Genomic DNA, 22,266 nt, shown 5'->3' on the forward strand with positions numbered 1-22,266 from the left:
GCCGTTGGAACAGAGTCTGCTGTTTTCTGGTAGATCTTAGCTTTCCAGCTTTTTCTTCAGCGGGCCTGCCAGGCGGATCCCAAGCAACATACAGAGAATAAATATCGCCGCATCGCTAAAACCCGCGCCAAGCAGCACCAGCGCCGGCCCGGGACATATTCCGGCCAGGCCCCAGCCAATGCCAAATAAGACACTGCCAACCAATAAAGCGGGTGAAATCTGACTGGCTTGCGGCCAGTGAAAATCATCCTCCAACGCCGGTTGTTGTCGTGATTTGCTCCACCAAAAGGCCAGCATGGCAACAGGAATGGCCGCCGTCATCACCAACGCCAAAGATGGATCCCAATCCCCTGTTACATGAAGAAACGCCAGCACCTTGGCCGGATTGGCCATCCCCGCCAGAATTAAGCCGAAGCCAAACACCAGACCCGCGGCAAATGCTGAAATAGCTGAACTGATGCGCTGTTTCATCATACGCCCCCCAGGTTAGCCATAACAAAGACCGTCAGCATGGCCATGCCCATAAAGATCAGTGTTGCCACAATGGAGCGCTTCGACAAACGGGCTATACCGCAGACGCCGTGCCCGCTGGTACAACCCGAGCCTAACTGCACGCCCATGCCAACCACTAACCCAGCCACGGCTAACATCACGGGCGATGCCTGCATGCGGATGTCTGGCAAAGGCGCCAGCAACTGCCAACAGGCAGGCGCCGCCACCAGGCCCACAACAAAAGCCAGTCGCCACCATTGCACCTGCGACAAGTTGGTTACCAAACCGCCACAAATACCGGAAATACCTGCAATCCGGCCATTCACAAGCCAAAGTAAGGCCGCAGCGCCCCCTATCAACACGCCTCCCGCCAGGGAGGTCCAAGGGGTAAAGGAGCTCCAATCGATCATTTGCATCACCTCATATTTAATTATGGAATAAGCATATTCACAAATGGAATATAAAGCAAGTTTGTGTCGTTAGATACCGCTCAGTCTGAATCGGGTTTGATCAAAAAATCCAACTCGCTCCTGGAATTGAAGCTAAAACATACCAGCTTAATATGGTTAGGTACCTGGACGGACGAATTTCAGACACAAAAAAACCAGCATAAAGCTGGTTGATTTGTTGGTTGCGGGAGCCGGATTTGAACCGACGACCTTCGCCCGGGGTTATCAATAGGAGCCCGACGGACGGCACGAGTGAGCCATGTCCATATCGTAAAGTGGCAATCACAAATTTCAGAGACAAAAAAACCAGCATAAAGCTGGTTGATTTGTTGGTTGCGGGAGCCGGATTTGAACCGACAACCTTCGCCCGGGGTTATCAAGAGGAGCCCAACGAGCAACCAGGCTGCTCCATCCGACATCTACGCCACGTTCGCGTTTCAACAAATTTCAGACACAAAAAAACCAGCATAAAGCTGGTTGATTTGTTGGTTGCGGGAGCCGGATTTGAACCGACGACCTTCGGGTTATGAGCCCGACGAGCTACCAGGCTGCTCCATCCCGCGTCCGTGGTGTTTGCAAACTTCGTACGATGTTAATTGGTTGCGGGAGCCAGTTTTTACCAGCGCCCTTCGCTTCGGGGTTATAAAGAGGAGCCCGTTGAGCTTTCTACTTTAGAACTCAGTTGCGAATTGGTTGCGGGAGCCGGATTTGAACCGACGACCTTCGGGTTATGAGCCCGACGAGCTACCAGGCTGCTCCATCCCGCGTCCGTGTTTGCGGGGCGCATAGTAGAGCTTTCATTTCATTCGTGCAAGGCTTAATTTCTAAAGTCGCACTGACTGCCGAATAATTAAACTATCTGCCTGTTGTTGCAGCAGATTTGCAGCCCTTTCAGGCTAACTCTGCTGCAACAGACTTTCCAGGCAGTGTTCTTTGATGCCATAGAAAGACTTAATTTGCTGAATTTGCTCAAGAACCAACCCTGATGCTTTGGTGCCCTGATTTTTCACCGCCAGGATCATTTTGTTTTTGCTGGTGTGTTCCAGCGAGATAAATTCAAACACCTGGGTATCGTAACCATTGGCTTCCAGCAGCAAGGCCCGCAAGCTGTCGGTCAGCATCTCAGCCTGCTCACCCGCATGAATGCCATGTTTTAACATAGGGGCCAATACCGCAGGGCTTTTTAACTGAGGCCGGATTTGTTTATGGCAACAAGGCGAACACAGGATGACAGAAGCTCCAGCCCGAATGCCCATGTGGATAGCGTAATCGGTGGCAGTATCGCAGGCATGCAAGGCAATCATCACATCCAGCCCGGTCTGCTGATAGTGCTTTACATCGCCCTGCTCAAAGCGAATACCGGCTAACTGCAGTTGTTGTGCGGTCTGATTACATAAATCCACCAACTCCTGGCGCAGCTCCACACCTATGACGTCGACATTGGCATTTAACTGTTCCGTCAGGTAATGGTGTAAGGCGAACGTCAGATAGGCTTTGCCTGAGCCGAAATCAGCTACCTGCAACGGGGAGCGTTTAAGCAACTCTGTCTGCTTCAAGGCCGCAGCAAAGACTTCAATAAACTTATTGATTTGCTTCCACTTACGCGACATGGCCGGGATCACCTGATGCCTGGCATCTGTGACCCCCAGCTTTTGCAGGAAGGCCGCATGTTGGTTGATATAGCGCAGCTTTTCTTTGTTATGGCTGACCAGGTCTGCTTTGCCGCTCTGGTCGGTCTTTTTATGTTCAGACAGCAGAATTTTGCCTTTTTTACTGATCCCTAACTGAACATCAGCAGCAACGCTGCTGAAATGAGCCGCTTTAAAATCAGCGCTTAATAAGGTCGAGACTAGTGCCAGACCTTCGTCATAACTGTAATTTTTGGTGATATCGCGGGTTTGATAGCGGTATAAAAAACTCAGCACTGGGCTTTTTAACTGCACAGGCCGCACTTCAACGCGCTGCAAGGCGGCGTCATCGCCCTGGTATTTACTCAGCACCAGCTTTTGCCATTGCTGCGCCTGTAACGCCTGGTGTAACCGGTCTGTGAAGTCGTTTAATTGAAAATCCGCCACAACTGCCCCCTGCTTTCAAAGCGCGCCAGTATAAAGATCTGTCCGGCCTTACTCCAGCCTGTCTGCCAGCTTTGGGTCTATCTCCAGTTCCAGCTCGGCTTTCTCGGTAAAATATTCCGGTAATTCCGCCTGAATGGCCGGCGTCAACAACTTAAACTCATTGACCTGTTTGACCAGGTTCGCTTTGCCGTTGACCAGCTGCCCTTCGGCCGCTTCATAAGCGTCCTGCGCGCGTTGCAGGTTTTCCCGAATTTTGACAAAGCTCTGTAAAAAAGTGCGTAGCTTGTTAAACAAATTGTCCGCACGTTTGGCCAGTTCAGCGCTGTGTTTGTGCTGCTCTTCAAAGCGCCATAACTGCCGCACAATATTCAGGCTGGTTAATAAGGTGGTCGGTGTGGCCACCAGAATATTCTGGTTCAGCGCTTGCTGGAAAATTCGTTCGTCCGAGCGCAGCGCATCAACAAAGGCTGATTCAACCGGCACAAACATAAACACCAGGTCGGGCGAATTGAAGCCCGGCAGTTTGCTGTAATTTCGTTCTGCCAATTCTTGGATACGTGCCGAAATGGCGGCAATATGTTGCTTCAGTGCCACAGCACGCTCAGCGTCATCCTCGGAATTGATATAGGTCGTGTAAGCGTTGAGCGAGACTTTGGCGTCAATAATCAAATGTTTATTCTGTGGAAGGAACACCACGACATCGGGGCGCTGGCGATCGCCTTCCTGGTTTTGCCGGCTGACTTCCCGCTGATAATCGACACCTGCACGCAAGCCTGAACGCTCCAGTACATTCTCCAGCACCAGCTCGCCCCAGTTACCCTGAGCTTTTTTCTGTCCCTTCAGTGCAGTAGCCAATTGATGGGCCTCCAGCGTCATTTGCTGATTCAGCTGTTTCAACTGCCCCAGTTCATGCTGCAACAAGGTTTGCTGTTGGCTTTCCTTCAGATGGATATCTTCGACTTTCGTTTTAAAGGCATCCAGTTGTTGCTGGAAAGGTGTCAGCAGCTGGCCGAGCAGTTGCTGCTGCTGCCCCTGAAAACTCTGCTGTTTCTCGTCAAAAATCCGCTGTGCCAGCTGGGAAAACTCAAGACTCAGTTGCTGCTTGTTCGACTGCAATAACGCCTGCTGCTCAGCAAAGCTTTGTTGTTTCTCGCGCAAGCTGGTAGCCAAGGCGCTATGGTCCTGTAACAATTGCTGGTAGTTTTGCTGCTGCAGTGCGCTTTGTTGCTTTAGCTCCTGCCAGAGTTGCTGCAGTTGTTGGTATTGGCTTTGTACCCGGCTGAATTCAGTGTCTTTGTGCTGTAACTGCTGGCGCAGTGTTTTATGTTCCTGCTCAATCAGCAGCAACTGATGCAGCTGTTGCTGCTGCAAGGCCAACTGCTGGCGTTGTTGCAATAGCCTCCACGCCAATAGCAATGTGGCCAGAAATAAAACGGCGGCGACAACGGCCACCGCCCACAGATTATCCGTCATAACTAGGGCTCCGGCTGATCAGCGGACATCCCCCTGATCGAACACACATTGAGACTGCTGACAACTGGCCATAGGTGCCATCAGCATTTGACAGGTCGATACCAGTCCCAACTTATCATTTTGTTTACGTTTTAACTGCTGATAGCGCTCCGCCGTGTACTGCAGCATTTTTTCGTCGGTTTGCCCTGTGGAATACAGCATATAGACCTCAGGACCACCGCAAGGACGCGCTCCCACCGGGATCACCTTGCATTGATTGTCATGGCTGCAGCTTTTGTCTTCGGTCAGCTTGTCCAACCGTAACTGCAGTTGTCGGGTATCCAGCTGCAGCTGCGCCAGAGGACCGTCCAGTTGAGTTTTTAAAACATTGGAATTTTCCGGCACAGTGGCGCAGGCAGATAACCCCATTAACATCGCAATCAGTGCGGCTTTATACATAAACTACGTCCTTCTTTGCCAGTATTTTTTGCTTTGTTATCAGTGGGATCAGACTGACATAAAGTTGCATTGGCTGAAAAGAAATATTTTGTAAACAAATGATGTACTTAATGTTCCTGCTATTCCGGCATACCGTACGTCCTGTACATAAAAAAGGCCGGGAGTTCCGGCCTTTTCTGATTTAGAGTTTCGCTTCGAGCTCTGGGAGCGCCGTAAAGAGGTCAGCCACCAGACCATAATCAGCCACCTGGAAAATCGGTGCTTCCGGATCTTTGTTGATGGCGACTATCACTTTAGAATCTTTCATACCGGCTAGATGCTGAATAGCGCCGGAAATACCGACAGCAATATACAACTCTGGCGCCACAATCTTACCAGTCTGACCAACCTGCATATCATTAGGCACAAAACCGGCATCTACAGCGGCACGTGACGCGCCAATAGCGGCACTGAGTTTGTCGGCAATACCGTCCAGTAACTTGAAGTTCTCGCCGTTTTGCATGCCACGGCCGCCCGAAATAATCACCCGTGCAGCAGTCAGCTCAGGACGTTCAGATTTAGTCAGCTCTTCGCTGATAAAGCTGGAAACGCCTGCATCCTTCACCGCAGTAACTGGCTCAACAGGCGCGCTATTGCCTTCAGCCACCGCATCAAAGGCCGCAGAACGCACTGTCATTACTTTAATCGCATCGGCACTTTGCACTGTGGCAAGGGCATTACCGGCATAAATTGGACGGACAAAAGTGTCGGCACTTTCTACCGCAATAATGTCGGAGATCTGTGCCACATCCAGTAAAGCGGCCACCCGAGGCAGGAAGTTTTTGCCCGTGGTGGTAGCACTTGCAAGAATATGGCTGTAGTTCGCGCCAAGCTCAGCCACCAGCAGACTGACATTTTCGGCCAGCTGATGCTGATAACAAGGCTGGTCTGCCACCAACACTTTGCTGACGCTTTGCAACGAGGCAGCTTGTTGAGCTACAGCATCACAGCCCTGGCCTGCAACCAGCACATGAACATCACCGCCAATCTGCGTGGCTGCACTGATCGCTTTGGCCGTATCGGCTTTTAACTGCTGATTGTTATGTTCTGCAATTACTAAAATAGCCATCAGATCACCTTCGCTTCTTGTTTTAATTTCGCTACTAACTCGTCGACTGAGCTCACCATCACTCCGGCACTGCGGCTTTGAGGCGCTGTCACCTTTAAGGTGCTGACCTTACTGGTCAGCGCCACGCCAAAACTGTCAGCGGCTTTCACGTCCAGCGGCTTTTTCTTGGCTTTCATAATATTTGGCAGTGACGCGTAACGTGGTTCATTCAAACGCAGGTCTGTCGATACCACTGCTGGCAACGTCAGTTCAACCTGTTGCAGGCCGCCGTCGATTTCGCGGGTGACCTTGACCTTCCCGTTTTCTACCTGAACTTTTGACGCAAAAGTACCCTGACCCATGCCAGTTAATGCAGCCAACATCTGGCCAGTCTGGTTATTGTCGGAGTCAATCGCCTGTTTACCTAAAATCACCAGCGAAGGTTGTTCATCCTGCACTACTTTGGCCAGCAGTTTCGCCACTTGCAGCGAATCCAGCTGTAATTCAGTGTCAAGCTGGATAGCCCGATCAGCGCCCAGCGCCAGAGCAGTGCGCAGTTGTTCCTGCACAGCAGCAGGGCCAATCGACACCACCACCACTTCCGTGGCAACGCCCGCTTCTTTTAAGCGCACCGCTTCTTCCACCGCAATTTCACAAAACGGATTCAGTGCCATTTTGACATTGGCTAAATCCACTCCGCTCTGATCGGCCTTTACCCGCACTTTTACGTTGTAATCAATGACCCGTTTTACCGGAACTAAAATTTTCATATAAACCTCATTGGCCGCAGCGTCAGAACGTCAGGTTGACGTGAAGGTAAAGCTCTACCCTTTTTCGACGCCCAATCTACTTACTGTTGACGTTAACGTCAACCTGAAATACCCTTAAGCAAAGAATTCTTCCAATACAAGAACAACAGTATTTTCCAGTGCCTGTGCAGAGGCCTGTTAACTCAGGGGTGGGTCGTGATCGAACGTGAATCAATGGACGTAGATGTAGTCATTGTGGGCGCCGGCCCTGCTGGATTAAGTTGTGCTATACGCCTGATGCAACAAGCAAAAGCAGCCGGCACTGACTTACAAATAGTCGTTGTAGAAAAAGGCTCAGAAGTTGGCGCTCATATTTTATCTGGCGCCGTATTAGAAACGCGCGCCTTAAATGAACTGCTTCCTGACTGGCAAAGTATGGGTGCCCCCATTACTGCCGCTGTCAGTACTGACCATATCTATTTGCTGAATAACGCCGAGAAAGCCACCCGCATGCCGAACTGGTTGGTGCCTAAGACCATGCACAATGAAGGCAATTACATTGTTTCGATGGGCAATGTCTGTCGTTGGCTGGCACAACAAGCCGAATCTCTTGGAGTAGAAGTTTTCCCTGGTTTTCCAGCGGCTGAACTGATTATTGAAGACCATGTCGTTAAAGGCATTGTGACCGGCGATATGGGTATTGGCGCCGACGGTCAGCCTAAAGACAGCTTTACACCGGGGATGGAGTTACGCGCTCGCTATACGGTATTCGCAGAAGGCTGCCGTGGCCATTTAGGTAAGCAGCTTATTCAGCAATTCCAGTTGGATGAAGGGAAAACTCCACAGCATTACGCACTGGGCTTTAAAGAAATTTGGGATATTCCAGCCGAACAGCATCAGCCGGGTCTGGTGGTGCATAGTGCGGGCTGGCCACTGGATATCAACACTGGCGGTGGCGGCTATTTGTACCATGCTGAAAACCAGCAAGTGGTGGTGGGTCTGATTATCGATTTGAACTACAGCAATCCGCACCTGAGCCCATTCGAAGAATTCCAGCGCTACAAACAACACCCTGCACTGAAGCAGTATTTGCAAGGTGGTAAACGGGTTAGCTATGGTGCCCGCGCCATTGCCAAAGGCGGATACAACAGCCTGCCCAAGATGAGCTTCCCTGGTGGACTGTTAGTAGGTTGTGACGCTGGCACCCTCAACTTTGCAAAAATTAAAGGCAACCATACGGCGATGAAGTCCGGTATGTTAGCAGCTGAATCTCTGTTCAGCGCCTTGCAAGCAGGTCGCGGTGCCGATGATGTCACCGAATTTGCCAGTCACTTCGAACAAAGCTGGCTCTTTGACGAGTTATTCCGCAGCCGGAATTTTGGCCCGGCCCTGCATAAATTCGGCACCTTGATGGGTGGTGCATTTAACGTGCTGGACCAAAACCTGTTCGGCGGTAAACTGCCACTTACCATCAAAGATTGGGGTAAAGATCACCAGAGTCTTAAACTGGCCAGCGAATCTGACCCCATCCAGTACGCCAAGCCTGACGGTATTCTGAGCTTTGATCGGCTGTCTTCTGTGTATTTGTCTAACACCAACCATGAAGAAGATCAGCCTTGCCATCTGAAGCTCTCTGACAGTTCTATTCCGGTTCAGGTCAACCTGGCCCTGTACGACGAACCGGCGCAGCGCTATTGCCCTGCCGGAGTGTATGAAATTGTTGGCCAGGACAGTGGCGAAGCACGATTGCAGATCAATGCGCAGAACTGCATTCACTGCAAAACCTGCGACATTAAGGACCCGAAACAAAACATCCAATGGGTCACGCCGGAAGGCGCAGGCGGCCCCAACTACCCGAATATGTAAGTCACGGTCAGGGAAACGGGATCAGAAGTCAGAAGGCCTAACAAAAAACTCACTTCTGATCCCGCTCTATTTACATGCTTGCCTGCCAGTTCCGTTACCTTACTGAAAGTTCGATAAAAACTTCGGTTTCCTGCTGAGATTTTTCTGTACTGTCTATCTCTCCAATTGTAATAATAGCCGCACAAGACTATGGTTAATTCAGTGCGCGTTCATACTAAAAGTTAAGCCCGGAAGGTTCTGCATGAGTACAAAAGTTATAAAAAGCAACGCAGGTAAAGATGATGTCAGTGTCGCAATCCGGCCCTTTGTTTCCTCGGAGACTGAAGCAGACTTAAACTTTGGTTCTGGTCGCTACATGTATTTTACCGAACGCGACATTAATAAGATCCTCGCCAACCTGGATGCGTTGCGTAACAGCGTTTTCCCGGTTCAAAACCAGGAAATTGAAGGGGTTAGTCGTAAGCAGCAATTCCCCTCTGTCTGTTTAATTGGCCTCGGCCGCTGCGGTTCTAATATCGCGCTTGAAGTCGCGTCGCTGGTGTACAACGCCCGCACCTTCTATATGAGTGAGTTCAGTCAGGAAGAGAAAGCGCAGAAAGAGCAGGAATACCGCCCCGTACGCTGGATTAAAAAAGGCCTGAACCTGGATAAATCGCATCAGGTAAAACCTGTTTTCTTAATTGAACCTCTGGTGATGCTGGGCGATTTGGACAAAGACATTGAGGGCCGTATCCGCTTCTCTAACCGCGGCGAAAAATCGACCTTCCTGCAGGATTACAACAAAATGAAAATCATGGACTTGTCAGAAGTCCATGCCGGTGGTGCCGGTAACGCACCAATTCTGGGTCAGTACCTGGCGAAAATTATCCTGAACAAAGACACCCATAAGTTCTCCAACGCGGATTGGAAATTTATCCATTCTTACCTGATTGATTCCTGTGGCATTAAAGCCAACCAATCCCGGCTGTATTTTTATATCTTCTCCGCAGGCGGAGGTACAGGTTCTGGTATGGCATCTGAATTTGGCCTGGCTCAGCAATACGCCTATATGGCCAAAACGTTCGACACCAGACCCGAGCTGGAAAACGAAGCGAATTCAGGCCACTCCTTTGTGTTTGAGCCTATTTTCACCAGCGGGATCTGTATTCTGCCGAACATTACCGACCACGGTGTTGAGATGTCTGAAGCACTGCATATCAACTCTGGGCGTCTGCTGTGTAAATACCTGTCGGAAGAATGGGACTTCTCCTACAACCTGGAGAATGAAGACAGTAATGAATCCAGCGTGATGCAGCGTATCCGTCCATGGAACGCCATGATGCTGATCTCCAACGACATCATGCGTTACGCTGAAGAAACCGATGACGGTGAAATTCAGCACATTGATGTTAACGCGATGGAGAAATATGCCAACCAGTATATTTCCCAGCAGATTTTCAACATTCTGACCGCCCAGGCGGTGACCACCGACTACGATGAGAATTACTTCCGTCGTGCCGGTATCGATATTGGTGAAACTATTCGCCTGGACGCCAACGACCTCTTTATGAGCCTGGCCGGTCCGGTTGCCGTGGCCTATGCAGAATCTGTGGTGCCCACCCAGCCTGCCTCAGTCGATAAGCTGAAGCTGTTTGATAAAGCGAACAGTGGCCTGAATATTGACGACCTGTTCTTCCGCTCCATTGACCTGCCACATTTTAATAAAGTAACGCAGGCCATTGAAGGCATCAGCTTACTGCCGATCGAATCAGGCCGTTACCGCGAGGCGTTGGCCTCCTATGTGAAAAATGGCTATGACCCTAAAGATTTAAAAGACCTGCATTTCTTTAAAAACTGCTCGTCCGTGGTCTCCATTATTTCGCTGCCAAAAGACTACAAATTGTCCTATATGGACCTGAACCGGTTGAAGAGCCATCTGAACGCGCTGTTCCCGAACACCACGTTAAAACGCTATGCGCTGGTGATTGGAGCATCCGCCAATATCTCGCTGACGACGCTGATTGTGAAAAGCCCTTGTCTGAGCGACGATTTCCTGACTCTGATTGTGTCCTTTATTAAACGCTGTTTCGCTAAAGACGATTACCGCTTTGACGACTCGCTGGACAAAGCCATGCTGGACTTTATCCGCTCTGATGAGTTCGATGAAGAACGTTTGGACAATATGCTGTTCGAATACGAAAACCCGGCCAAGATCCTGGACACTAACTGGTATGCAATCAAACCTATGTACGAGAAGAAGTACCGGGAGCTGATCCGCGATAAGAACAAGTTTGTTTCCATCAACGACATTCGGCTGTCCCGCGACAGTGTGAAGAAAGCCATTCACTACCTTCGCGAAATTTACCGGCATAAGATCAGTAAGACCAAGGTGATTTCTCTGAATGGTCCGGCAAAACCAGCCGAATAAAGCCAAACAGCCATGCATACAAAAAAGCCTGCTAACGCAGGCTTTTCTTATGGTGCGGAGTTTAAGGTAAAGCGTGGCCTCTGGCGGCCACATATAGCGCATACCAATGCTCACGGGTTAACTGCAACCCAACGGCCTCGCGGCAAGCGCGGATCCGCTGCGGCGACGTAGTCCCGATCACGGGCTGAATGCCTGCCGGGTGTCGCATTAAAAACGCCAGCACTATGGCTTCAGGGCTGCATTGATAACTGGCCGCCAGCTGCTGCACCAAAGTTGCAGTCGCCTGATCTGCCGCGGACGTCAGTTCACCACTTCCGCTGTACAGGCCCTGCGCCAGACTGCCCCAGGATTGCACCTGTACTTTGTGTTGTTGGCAGTATTCCAAGGTTCCATAGGAGAAGAAATTGGACGCGCCTTCCGCCATACCGGTCAGCACGTTTTGTTCCAGCCACTGGTGCTGTTTCAGGCTCATCTGCAACTGATTCACCACAAGCGGCATCAGGCAGGCGCTTTGTAATAACTGCAACTGCGGCCAGCCAAAATTGGACACGCCAAAGTGCTTCACTTTGCCCTGCTCTTTCAGCCGTTGCAGTACAGACGCCACTTCATCCACCTGCATCAATGGATCGGGTCTGTGCAACAGTAGCAAGTCCAGGTAGTCCGTTTGCAGTCGGCGTAATGAGCCTTCGACCGATTGGCGAATATAATCGGCACTAAAGTCATAACGGCCTACAGAGGCTTCATCTGCAAAACGGATGGCGCATTTGGACTGCAGGAGAAGGTTGTCGCGCAGTCCGGCATGATGTTGTAAATAGTCGCCAAACACCTGCTCTGCTTTGCCTTTGGTGTAAATATCGGCGTGATCAAAAAAGCGGTAACCTGACTCCAGTGCCGCGTCGAGAGCCTGATAGTCTTTTTGCCGCTGCTCAGCGCTGGTAGAGCTTGCATCCCAGCTGCCGCCTAAACCCATACACCCAAAAACCAAAGTATCTGCCGAAGGAAAATAAGTTGAGATCGGCTGCATTATGTTGTCCTTTGATCAATAAAAACCGCAGCATAGCATGAGTGGGCGGCAAAGAAAGCCACCACAACTGACTCGCCTTTCTGCTGATCTGACTTGTCGCGTCTCCCGCAGCGCCCTACACTAGCCGCACTTTTACCGATCCCGGAGCTCAGGTGCCACGCGTACGCCGCCCTATCCCGCTACTATTGGCCTTGTATCTGCTGATGCTGGTGCTTTGCGCCATGCTGACACAAAGCTGGTTGCTGCATAGCGTCGAACAAAAAGCCAGCGAGCAACGGGCCATGATCGCTGCCTTTATTCGCTACGAAATTGGCCGCTACGCCAGTTTGCCGCAAGAATTGACGGGCTCGGTGCTACTGCAACAATTAGCGCGCACGCCTGGGGCTGAATTAAATGATTACCTGAAACAGCTGCAGCGTAGCGCCAACATCGCCGATTTATACCTGGTGGACAGTTCCGGACTGGTCTTTGCCAGCAGCAATACCGATCAGCCCCATTCCTATTTAGGCAAAGACTTTGGCTTTCGCCCTTATGTGCAACGCGCGTTGTTGGGCCAGACGGGGTATTACTATGCGCTGGGGCACACCAGCGGCCGCCGTGGCGTCTACTACAGCGCCCCACTGCTCAACAACAAAGCAGTGTCGGCCGTATTGGTCGCCAAGCTAGATCTTGAACCTATTGAAAACCACCAGCAGGAAGTAGCAGGCCTGTCCAACCACCACTTTATGGTGACAGGCCCTAGCCAGGATATCTTTTTATCTGACGTCGAAGCCTGGCGTCTGACCCGACTGACTGACGCCTCACCGTCCATCCAGGAGCAACAGCGTTATCTGACCGGTCAACTGGCGCCCGTCGGGCTGGAACAGCGTCGTTCCTGGTTACAACCCTGGCAACAATATTGGGTGCTGCCTTACCGTGGCAAGCCACAATCATTTATTACAGTGCAGCAGGAATTGCCTGAGTTTGGCTGGGTGCTGACTGTGCTGACGCCCGCGCACAGCACAGTGCCAAACCTGCTCTGGGCGTTATTGGCTTTTTCTTTGCTCTACCTCAGTGCCGTCTTGCTGTTTGGCTTACGACGGGAGCGTCGAAAACGACACCAGCAATTGCTCGCCCATAACCAACAACTGGAACAACGGGTTATTGCCCGGACCAAAGATTTGGCCGACAGCAACCGACAACTTATCCGTCAGATTGAACGGCGCGAACAGACAGAATCGGAACTGGCACAAACACAGCAGGAACTGATCCAGGCCGAACGCCTGGCCACCATTGGCGCGTTGTCGGCGTCATTAAACCATGAATTGAATCAGCCACTGACTGCATTAAACAGTTACGCGCAGACCACCGAAAAAATGCTGGATAAATCCATGTGGCAAGATGCCCGGCAAAATCTGAAAGCCATGCAGCAGCTGGTGCAGCGGTTATCCGCTATCGTGGCGCAGTTTAAGGATTTCAGCCGCAAATCTGCCAGCAAGAGTGAGCCGCTGCCGGTCAATAAGTTAGTGATGGATGCGCTTGGCATCGTGCATCCGCAGTGTCAGCAGGCTCAGGTCCGCTTGCGTCTGCAACTGCCAGAACAAAGTCCTGTGGTGCTGGCCGATGCGATACAGCTGGAGCAGGTGCTGGTCAATATCCTCACCAATGGTATTCAGGCAATGGCGGCGTCTGCGGATAAAGAACTGACAGTGACGGTCCGGCAACAGCCTGATGCAGTGCAAATTCTGATCCGGGACCAGGGGCCTGGCATTGAACCGCACCATCTGGAAAAAGTCTTTGAAGCCTTTTTTTCCACCAAACAACGCGATGGTCTTGGCCTTGGGCTGGCGATATCCCGACGGATCGTTCACTCACTGCACGGTACACTGCAAGTGTGCAACCATCCCAAAGGCGGTGCTGAGTTTGTGATCAGCCTGCCTGTTCAACCGACCGGATTGACCTTATGACTGCACAAGTAATTTTTATTGACGATGAACAGGACATTGGCCTGGCGGTCAGCCAACTGTTCCGCCTGGAGTCCATTGATTGCCAGCACAGTACCAACCCAGGAGCTGTGCTGAAACAGCTGAGCCCCAGCTGGCCTGGCATTCTTATCACCGACATTCATATGCCCGCCATCAACGGTCTGGAGCTGATGGAGAAAATCCATCAAATTGACGCTGAAATTCCAGTGGTGGTATTAACCGGTTATGGCGCTGTGTCACTGGCGGTCAAAGCCATGCGTCAGGGCGCGTACGACTTTCTGGAAAAGCCGTTCGATAATGACCATTTGTTGGAAGTGGCACAGCGGGCCATGGAAAAACGCCGGCTGGTGCTGGAGAACCGCGAGCTGAAGGCTCAGGTGGCACGACAACAGCAGCCTGGTTTACGAATTCTGGGGCAAAGCAAAGTAATGCAGCAGCTGCGTCGTACGCTGGATGCTGTGGTGGACGCGCCTGCGGATGTGCTGATTTTTGGTGAAACCGGTTGTGGTAAGGAGCTGGTCGCCCGTTACCTGCATGAACAATCCTGCCGGCGCGAGCATAACTTTGTCGCGATTAACTGTGGCGCCATTCCAGAGCACCTGATTGAAAGCGAATTATTTGGCACCGAAGCTGGCGCTTTTACCGGTGCTGACAAAAAACGCATCGGTAAATTTGAGTTTGCCAATGGTGGCACCCTGTTTTTGGATGAAATTGAAAGCACGCCATTGTCGCTGCAAGTCAAACTGCTGCGGGTACTGGAGGAGCGTAAAGTCACCCGTCTCGGCTCCAATCAGACCATTGATCTGGATATTCGCGTAGTTGCCGCGACTAAAACCGACCTGCGACAGTTAAGCGAGCATGGCCAGTTCCGTGCGGATTTGTATTACCGCCTTAGCCTGGTGGAGCTCAGTCTGCCACCACTGCGACAACGACCGGACGATCTGATGATACTGTTCAGCCACTTCGCTCAGGTGGCGGCAGCCCGTTTTCACAAAGAGTACCAACCGTTGTCCATTCAGCAAATTCAGCAGCTGCAACAGCACCAGTGGCCAGGCAATGTGCGTGAACTGCGCAATATGGCGGAGCGTTACGTGTTGTTAGGCCCAGCTATCGTATTTAACGAACAACCGGCGGCAGCAGAGCAAGGTCTGGCGGGTTCAATGAGCCTGCAGCAACGGTTGGAGTCTTACGAAAAAGCCTTGCTGGAAGATGCGCTCAGCCAACACAGAGGCGCCATTAAAGCCGTTATGGCAGAGCTTGGCCTGCCCCGCAAAACGTTGTATGACAAAATGGCACGCTACCAGTTAACCCGTCGCGACTTCCTCGGTACCGACGACAGTGCGGATTAAGTGACAGCCTTTTACCCAAGTTGTGCGAAAATCCGCACAACTTAGAACTCTCCTTGTTAAATATAAACGTATCCATCTGTTTTATATAGATTAATTAAATTCACCCACGTTGGCCTGCCGCTTGCTCTTTCAGGTTCTTCACGTCCAAAACCATAAGAGACAACACGATGAAACAAGCAACAGGTCGGCTGTTTTCCAGCCTTTATGTACAAGTACTGCTCGCCATTAGCGTGGGTATTCTGCTCGGCCACTTCTATCCGGAACTTGGTGCTGCAATGCAGCCACTGGGGACCGCCTTTATCAAACTGGTCAAGATGCTGATCGCTCCCATCATTTTCTGTACCGTGGTGATAGGTATCGCCGGCATGGAAGATATGAAAAAGGTCGGTAAAACCGGTGGTTACGCCCTGCTTTACTTTGAAATTGTGTCGACCATCGCGCTGATTATCGGCCTGGTGGTGATTAATCTGGTGAAGCCCGGTGAAGGTATGCATATCGATCCTGCCAGTCTGGATCAGGCCTCGATCAGTAAATACACAGCGCCTGGGCAAATGCAAAGCACAACAGATTTTCTGATGAATGTGATCCCCAGCAGTGTATTTGACGCCTTTGCGCGTGGCGAGATTTTACAGGTGCTGTTCTTCTCCGTGTTGTTTGGTTTTGCCTTGCAACGCCTGGGTGGCCGCAGCAATATTTTGTTTCAGTACGTAGAAAAAAGCTCTGAACTGCTGTTCTCCATCGTGCATATGATTATGAAAGTGGCACCCATTGGGGCTTTTGGCGCCATGGCCTTCACCATAGGCAAATACGGGATCGATACACTCTGGTCGTTGGCCGGTCTGATGGCGACCTTCTATTTAACCTGCCTGCTGTTTATTTTCCTGGTACTCGGCGCTATCTGTCGCTACCACGGCTTTTCGGTGAGGCGTTTTATCCGTTATATCCGCGAAGAATTATTGATTGTGCTTGGCACCTCATCGTCTGAAACTGTATTGCCCCGCATGATGGCCAAACTGGAAAAATTGGGTGCCAGCAAGTCCACCGTGGGTCTGGTGATCCCTACAGGCTATTCATTTAATCTCGATGGAACAGCCATCTACCTGACCATGGCCGCTGTCTTTATTGCTCAGGCGACGGATACGCCGATGGATCTGACCCAGCAGCTGACCTTGCTGGCCGTGCTGTTGGTGACGTCTAAAGGCGCGGCTGGCGTGACAGGCTCAGGCTTTATTGTACTCGCTGCCACCTTAGCCTCAGTTGGCTCGGTCCCTGTTGCCGGTATAGCCTTGATCCTGGGTATTGACCGCTTTATGTCAGAAGCTCGTGCGTTAACCAACCTGATCGGCAACGGTGTTGCCACGCTGGTGGTGTCGAAGTGGTGCGGTGACTTAGACGAAACCCAGCTGCAGCTGGAGTTGGCAAAAGGATCTAGTCCCGCAGCAGCAGCGGAGCTGCAAACTGCGGAGGTTCGTCATGGTTAAGCTGTCTGCTAAGGCCACAGCACTGAGTCTGCTGGTGAGCGCGATAACCCCATGCAATCCCGCAGCTGCCTTTGACTGGGATTATTACGGCAAGCTGGAGTTGCAGGGGCTGTACACGGATCAGGATTTGTTTCGTTACGTCGATGAAGGCTGGCAAATTGAGGCGCCATTTTCCCGGCTTGGATTGAAGGGTAGCCAGCAGCTGACAGAGTCCGTGGCGCTGATTGCCGTCTACGAATGGCAAGTGAACGGCCTGGATCAGGCCAATAAAGACCATCGGCTCGGCAGCCGAAACACTTATCTTGGTTTCAGCACCGCTTGGGGTGAACTGGTGTTTGGCAAAAATGACACCCGTTTCAAAAAATCCGAAGGCAAACTCGATCTGTTTAATGAAACCCTGGCGGATATGGCACAGCTGACGCCAGGCCAAGACCGAATGGAAAACACAATCAGCTACACAAGCCCGGTGCTACAAGGCTGGCAATGGTCTGCGACTTATCAGACAGGCGCCAGCGATGAGCAAGCCGGTGGCTATGATTGGGTCATGAGCTATGGCGATGCCAGCTTTAAACAACAGCCTTATTATCTGGCTTATGGCCAAACCAGCGAATTGAATGGCCTGGACGCGGAGCGGCTATTGGCCCATGCCAAACTGGCTGACTATGCTGGCAGCGTTTTTTCGGCCGGTCTGATGTGGCAATACAGTGATTCAGGTTGCCCGGCAGCGCTCTGGCCATGCCTTGCTGACTCAAGTAGCCTGGAACTATCAGAACTGGCAGACCAAGCTGCAATGGCAACGAGACAACAGTCGCACACGCCATAATGAAAACGCCCGCATCACCAGAATCGGCCTGGATTATGATTGGCAAAAACAGTTGACGCTTTATACGCTGCTGTCCAGACTAGACTTAGGATCCGCACAGGACAATGCCGCTGCTGTTGGCGTCAAATACCTGTTTTAAACCCGACCACAAAGGACAATTATGACTTTTCGCCAAAAGGTTCTGCTCTGTGCAGGACCTGTTTTATTGCTACTGACCCTGCTGCTGCCAGCCCCTTCCAGCGAAATGAGCCAGGCGGCCTGGTCGACCTGTGGCCTGATGGCCTGGATGGTGCTCTGGTGGATCAGTGAAGTGGTGCCAATCCCTGTCACGTCGTTACTGCCGATGATCTTTATCCCACTACTAAGTATCGACTCGATGTCGGCCGCCACTTCACCTTATGCTAACCCAATTATCTACCTGTTCTTTGGTGGATTTTTCTTGTCCATTGCGATGGAAAAAACCGGCTTGCACCGCCGGATTGCGCTGTCAGCCCTGTCGCTTGTCGGCGCTCAGCCAAGCAGACAGATCGCCGCATTGATGGCCGTAACCGCATTTTTATCCATGTGGATGTCAAATACCGCTACTGCCGTGATGATGCTGCCAATTGGCTTATCCATTATCGCCATGGCGGGTGTCAGTGACCAAAGTAAGTTTGCCAAAGCTATTTTGCTGGGGATCGCCTACAGCGCCAGTATCGGCGGAGTCGCTACACTGATTGGCACTCCACCCAACGCATTGTTGGCGGCCTATCTGCAGAAAACCTATCAAATGCAAATCAGTTTTGCCGACTGGATGCTGATAGGGGTGCCTATTGCGAGTCTGATGCTTGTCATTTGTTGGCTTTGGCTTACCCAATTTCATTTCAAACTGCCAGCCAGCACGAACAGCAGTGCAACTCAGTTTAAGCAACAACTGGCCGGTGAAGGACCACTTCCTTCTGAACAAAAATGGGTATTGCTGGTGTTTGTTTTAGCGGCCTTTTGCTGGGTATTTCAGCAGTGGCTTGCCAGCACGACAGGGCTCGCCATCAGTGATACCCTGATCGCACTGGGCGCAGCGACCTTACTGTTTTTATTACCAGGGAAAGCAGGAAAAACCTTACTGGAATGGCAGGATGCACAACAAGTTCCTTGGGGCGTGTTGCTGCTGTTTGGTGCCGGCTTGTCGATGGCGGACCAGATACAGAAAACCGGCGTGGCACAATTGCTCGCGCAGCAGCTGCAAATGCTGCAAGGTGTTGAGCCTGTGTTGCTGCTGTTGGCAGTGACTTCGTTGATTATATTTTTAACTGAAGTGACCAGCAATACGGCGACAGCTGCGGCCTTTTTACCTTTGCTTGGCCCTGTGGCCGTTTCAATGGAGTTGTCACCGCTTTATCTGGCGTTGCCAGCTGCATTAGCTGCCAGCTTCGCCTTTATGCTGCCGGTCGCAACACCGCCAAATGCTATCGTCTTTGCCAGTGGGAAACTGGAAATCAAGGATATGGCAAGAGCTGGACTGGTGCTAAATGTACTGGGGATCCTGGTCATAGCCCTGTTTAGCCATTACCTGGCACCCCACCTATTCGTGTGAGTCAGTGCAGGCCGGGGCTTTAACTCCGGCCTGAGTACCAAAGTCAGAATTGCAGAAATAAAAAAACAGCCATATGGCTGCTCTGAATTGATCTGATTTTTCTAAGTTCATTAGAACTTGGAGCGGGCAACGAGGCTCGAACTCGTGACCTCGACCTTGGCAAGGTCGCGCTCTACCAACTGAGCTATGCCCGCATTTTTTATTCTATTTCAGCAACTTGGTATTTCACTGAAATGGTGCCCGGGGCCGGACTTGAACCGGCACGGGGTTTCCCCCGAGGGATTTTAAATCCCTTGTGTCTACCGATTTCACCACCCGGGCAGACAACTTTTTTAACGCTACATGGAGGCGGGTCCCGGAGTCGAACCGAGGTGGACGGATTTGCAATCCGCTGCATGGCCACTCTGCCAACCCGCCATCAGGCGTAAATTTGGAGCGGGCAACGAGGCTCGAACTCGTGACCTCGACCTTGGCAAGGTCGCGCTCTACCAACTGAGCTATGCCCGCTTTGCTATGGCCAATCGCCGTAACACGAGACGCATTCTACTGGTTTCTGATAAGGCGTCAACAACAAATTCCTGCTTTCAAAACCGTTTGCTCAAAAAGTAGCAAATCCGCTTAAAATCAGTGCTTTTGCGGTTTATTTTGTCAGCGCAGGCCAGGCTGCGCGCAAATAAGCCAGCATGGACCAGACCGTCAGCAGCGTCGCCGCATACAGCAAGACAAGACCTAAATCAGTGATCCAGCCTACCGGCTGCCAAATTAAACCGATTAATGCCAACATCTGTGCGGCCGTTTTGTATTTACCCACTTCCGACACTGCGACTTGGCCACGTTGGCCGACTTCCGCCATCCATTCACGCAAGGCTGAAATCAGAATTTCGCGGCTAATCATAATAAAAGCCGGAATAGTGACCCACAGTGTTTGCATATCGACTGCTATCAGCACTAAAGCCGCCGCCACCATTAATTTGTCCGCAACAGGGTCAAGAAAGGCGCCAAAAGGCGTCATTAATTGCATCTTACGCGCCAGGTAACCGTCCAGCATATCGGTAATAGCCGCCAGCCAGAAACAGAAGGCCGCAAAAAAGCGGGCATAAGGGATGTCCGCATAAAAGCAGGCTAAACAAATCGGGATCAGGCACAAACGAAACACCGTCAATAAGTTGGGAATATTCCACATGCTGCGTTACTTCTCGTTCTAATTTTGATGACAGGCCTGGTAAATCTTTTCGGCTTGTTGCCTTGAAATTCCCGGTACAGTAGCCAGTTCGTCCACCGACGCTTTTAATACGCCCTGCAAACCACCGAGGTATTGTAACAAAGCTTGCCGGCGTTTCTCACCCACTCCATCGATATTTTCCAGCGGGCTCTTCAACAGATTTTTTCCACGTTTATTCCGATGTCCGGTTATAGCAAACCGGTGCGCTTCATCACGAATTTGTTGCATCAGATGCAGCGCCGGTGATTCAGCAGGTAACGCAAAACCAGTTGGGTTATCCGGCAGTATTAATGTTTCCAGACCCGGCTTGCGACTGGTGCCTTTGGCCACGCCAACCAACAAAGGTTTGTGAGCAAAGGTCCAGCCAGAAAAAAACTCGACTGCCTGGTTCAGCTGACCTAAACCACCGTCTATCAGGATCAAATCTGGAATTTTACTTTCGTCCTGCAATTTGCCGTAGCGTTTTTCCAGTGCAAAGGCCATAGCCGCATAATCATCGCCAGGGGTAACCCCTTCGACATTAAAACGACGGTACTCCGATTTATTCGGCCCCTGACCATCAAAAACTACACAGGAGGCGATGGTCTGTTGCCCCATGGTGTGGCTGATATCAAAACACTCCATCCGCTCAAGCTGCACCAGACCGAGCAATTCCCGCAGTTCCCGATAGCGCACCGCCACCTGGTCTTTCACCGACAGCCGGGTTGCCGCCGCCACGGCAGCATTTTTTTGCGCCAGCGCCAGGTAACGGGCTTTTTCGCCCCGCTTGGCCAACGTCAGACTGACTTTCCGTTGCGCCATTTCAGAAATAGCCTGAGCCAATTCGGTTTCATCTTCAATGCTTTGACTGAGGACGATTTCTTTAGGCACCATCTGGCCGCCAGCGCCACTTAAGTAAAACTGAGCCAAAAAGGATGGAAGAATTTCAGTGGGCTCGGCATCTGCCGGCACCTTCGGAAAAAAATTCTTACTGCCAAGCACTTTATGGTCGCGAATAAACAGCACATGCACGCACGCGACGCCATGAGACCACTCGAGCGCGACCACATCCATTTCTTCCTGATCGCCGCTGACGTATTGCTGCTCCTGCACCTTACGCAGCGCAATAATCTGATCGCGAATGCCTGCTGCTTTCTCAAAAGCCAGCTCATTACTGGCCTGTTCCATAGTACCCACCAGTTGTTCAATCAACTGATGGCTTTTGCCCGATAAAAAAAGACTGGTGTTGCGCACCTGCTCCGCATAATCCTCGTCAGAAATTTTACCGACACAAGGCGCAGAACATAGTTTCAGCTGATACTGCAGACAAGGTCGGGTGCGGGCCCGGTAAAAGCCATCTTCACACTGGCGGATAGGAAACACTTTTTGCAACAGCTTCAGGCTCTCCCATACAGCACCTGCACTGGGGTAAGGGCCAAAATACTGACCTTCTACTTTACGGGGCCCACGATGCGCACTGATGCGAGGATGCTTATGGCCGGAGATCAGAATAAAAGGATACGACTTGTCGTCCCGTAGCAGCACATTGTATTTGGGTAAAAACTGCTTGATCAGGTTGTTTTCCAGGATCAAGGCTTCAGTTTCACTTTGGGTGACAGTAAATTCGACCTGACGGATATGGCTGACCAAAGCACGGGTTTTCACCCCAGCGACGTTTTGTCGGAAATAACTCGATAAACGCTTTTTCAGCTGCTTGGCTTTGCCTACATAAATGACGGTATCTTTTTGATCCAACATCCGGTAAACACCCGGTAAGTCAGGCACTGTCTTAAGAAAGGTTTTGGCATCAAACAT

Annotated in this window: 17 protein-coding genes and 7 tRNA genes; 7 read left to right on the plus strand and 17 right to left on the minus strand. The window is 51.2% G+C overall.

Translation table 11 applies throughout. The features are described from left to right. Positions 1 to 36: 36 nt before the first annotated feature. The 10 genes from ACFO3I_RS05230 to ACFO3I_RS05275 all read right to left on the minus strand — a co-directional run bounded on the left by ACFO3I_RS05230 (position 37) and on the right by ACFO3I_RS05275 (position 6,784). The gene (locus ACFO3I_RS05230; RefSeq protein WP_377332328.1) at positions 37 to 474 is read right to left on the minus strand and encodes a DUF6691 family protein; all 438 of its coding nucleotides are present in this window, start codon (positions 472 to 474) and stop codon (positions 37 to 39) included. Then, a complete protein-coding gene (locus ACFO3I_RS05235; protein ID WP_377332329.1) occupies positions 471 to 902 on the minus strand; it encodes a YeeE/YedE family protein in 432 nt (143 codons plus the stop codon). Before ACFO3I_RS05235 ends, ACFO3I_RS05230 begins: the two co-directional genes overlap by 4 nt. Positions 903 to 1,271: 369 nt before the next feature. Then, positions 1,272 to 1,359, minus strand: a tRNA-OTHER gene (locus tag ACFO3I_RS05240). Positions 1,360 to 1,427: 68 nt separating this feature from the next. After that, positions 1,428 to 1,504: transfer RNA gene (locus tag ACFO3I_RS05245), tRNA-Met, on the minus strand. A gap of 127 nt (positions 1,505 to 1,631) precedes the next feature. Continuing rightward, positions 1,632 to 1,708, minus strand: a tRNA-Met gene (locus ACFO3I_RS05250). Positions 1,709 to 1,837: 129 nt separating this feature from the next. Beyond that, the gene (locus ACFO3I_RS05255; protein ID WP_377332331.1) at positions 1,838 to 3,016 is read right to left on the minus strand and encodes a class I SAM-dependent methyltransferase; all 1,179 of its coding nucleotides are present in this window, start codon (positions 3,014 to 3,016) and stop codon (positions 1,838 to 1,840) included. 48 nt (positions 3,017 to 3,064) lie between these two features. Next, entirely contained in the window at positions 3,065 to 4,489 is a 1,425-nt protein-coding gene (locus ACFO3I_RS05260) for a DNA recombination protein RmuC (RefSeq protein WP_377332333.1), read from the minus strand. Positions 4,490 to 4,507: 18 nt separating this feature from the next. After that, a complete protein-coding gene (locus tag ACFO3I_RS05265) occupies positions 4,508 to 4,927 on the minus strand; it encodes a hypothetical protein (RefSeq protein ID WP_377332334.1) in 420 nt (139 codons plus the stop codon). A 181-nt stretch (positions 4,928 to 5,108) separates the two neighbouring features. Continuing rightward, positions 5,109 to 6,035, minus strand: coding sequence for an electron transfer flavoprotein subunit alpha/FixB family protein (locus ACFO3I_RS05270; RefSeq protein ID WP_377332336.1), 927 nt, complete (start codon positions 6,033 to 6,035; stop codon positions 5,109 to 5,111). Then, positions 6,035 to 6,784, minus strand: coding sequence for an electron transfer flavoprotein subunit beta/FixA family protein (locus ACFO3I_RS05275; RefSeq protein WP_377332338.1), 750 nt, complete (start codon positions 6,782 to 6,784; stop codon positions 6,035 to 6,037). Before ACFO3I_RS05275 ends, ACFO3I_RS05270 begins: the two co-directional genes overlap by 1 nt. Positions 6,785 to 6,997: 213 nt before the next feature. On the opposite strand from ACFO3I_RS05275, the gene ACFO3I_RS05280 reads away from it, so the two are divergent. Further along, positions 6,998 to 8,629, plus strand: coding sequence for an electron transfer flavoprotein-ubiquinone oxidoreductase (locus ACFO3I_RS05280; protein WP_377332520.1), 1,632 nt, complete (start codon positions 6,998 to 7,000; stop codon positions 8,627 to 8,629). Positions 8,630 to 8,984: 355 nt separating this feature from the next. Then, entirely contained in the window at positions 8,985 to 11,036 is a 2,052-nt protein-coding gene (locus ACFO3I_RS05285) for a hypothetical protein (RefSeq protein WP_377332522.1), read from the plus strand. Between the two features lie 61 nt (positions 11,037 to 11,097). Here ACFO3I_RS05285 and ACFO3I_RS05290 read toward each other — a convergent pair whose 3' ends face one another. Continuing rightward, positions 11,098 to 12,060 (minus strand): aldo/keto reductase, encoded by a 963-nt coding sequence (locus ACFO3I_RS05290; protein WP_377332340.1) that lies wholly within the window; start codon positions 12,058 to 12,060, stop codon positions 11,098 to 11,100. Positions 12,061 to 12,212: 152 nt separating this feature from the next. Between ACFO3I_RS05290 and ACFO3I_RS05295 the strand changes: the two genes are divergently transcribed. The 5 genes from ACFO3I_RS05295 (at position 12,213) to ACFO3I_RS05315 (ending at position 19,250) form a co-directional block, all read left to right on the plus strand. Beyond that, complete coding sequence (locus ACFO3I_RS05295) at positions 12,213 to 14,006, plus strand: ATP-binding protein (RefSeq protein ID WP_377332342.1); 1,794 nt, start codon at positions 12,213 to 12,215, stop codon at positions 14,004 to 14,006. After that, positions 14,003 to 15,373 carry a sigma-54-dependent transcriptional regulator gene (locus ACFO3I_RS05300; protein WP_377332344.1) on the plus strand — a complete coding sequence of 457 codons (1,371 nt, stop codon included), beginning with the start codon at positions 14,003 to 14,005 and terminating at the stop codon, positions 15,371 to 15,373. Before ACFO3I_RS05295 ends, ACFO3I_RS05300 begins: the two co-directional genes overlap by 4 nt. A gap of 167 nt (positions 15,374 to 15,540) precedes the next feature. Further along, on the plus strand, positions 15,541 to 16,854 hold the full coding sequence (locus ACFO3I_RS05305) for a dicarboxylate/amino acid:cation symporter (protein WP_377332345.1): 1,314 nt from the start codon (positions 15,541 to 15,543) through the stop codon (positions 16,852 to 16,854). Beyond that, positions 16,847 to 17,677, plus strand: a complete 831-nt coding sequence (locus ACFO3I_RS05310; RefSeq protein WP_377332347.1) for a porin — start codon at positions 16,847 to 16,849, stop codon at positions 17,675 to 17,677. Before ACFO3I_RS05305 ends, ACFO3I_RS05310 begins: the two co-directional genes overlap by 8 nt. A gap of 160 nt (positions 17,678 to 17,837) precedes the next feature. After that, entirely contained in the window at positions 17,838 to 19,250 is a 1,413-nt protein-coding gene (locus ACFO3I_RS05315; protein WP_377332348.1) for an SLC13 family permease, read from the plus strand. A gap of 118 nt (positions 19,251 to 19,368) precedes the next feature. Here the strand turns inward: ACFO3I_RS05315 and ACFO3I_RS05320 are convergent. The 6 genes from ACFO3I_RS05320 to uvrC form a co-directional block, all read right to left on the minus strand. Further along, a tRNA-Gly gene (locus ACFO3I_RS05320) sits at positions 19,369 to 19,444 on the minus strand. 40 nt (positions 19,445 to 19,484) lie between these two features. After that, positions 19,485 to 19,571, minus strand: a tRNA-Leu gene (locus ACFO3I_RS05325). 22 nt (positions 19,572 to 19,593) lie between these two features. After that, positions 19,594 to 19,667 (minus strand) — tRNA-Cys (locus ACFO3I_RS05330). A gap of 14 nt (positions 19,668 to 19,681) precedes the next feature. Then, positions 19,682 to 19,757 (minus strand) — tRNA-Gly (locus ACFO3I_RS05335). A 133-nt stretch (positions 19,758 to 19,890) separates the two neighbouring features. Further along, on the minus strand, positions 19,891 to 20,433 hold the full coding sequence (pgsA, locus tag ACFO3I_RS05340; RefSeq protein WP_377332349.1) for a CDP-diacylglycerol--glycerol-3-phosphate 3-phosphatidyltransferase: 543 nt from the start codon (positions 20,431 to 20,433) through the stop codon (positions 19,891 to 19,893). A gap of 18 nt (positions 20,434 to 20,451) precedes the next feature. Then, the gene (gene uvrC, locus ACFO3I_RS05345) at positions 20,452 to 22,266 is read right to left on the minus strand and encodes an excinuclease ABC subunit UvrC (protein ID WP_377332351.1); all 1,815 of its coding nucleotides are present in this window, start codon (positions 22,264 to 22,266) and stop codon (positions 20,452 to 20,454) included.

Origin of the sequence: Rheinheimera marina (genome assembly GCF_042654345.1) — a bacterium.
Classification (GTDB): Bacteria; Pseudomonadota; Gammaproteobacteria; order Enterobacterales; family Alteromonadaceae; genus Pararheinheimera; species Pararheinheimera marina.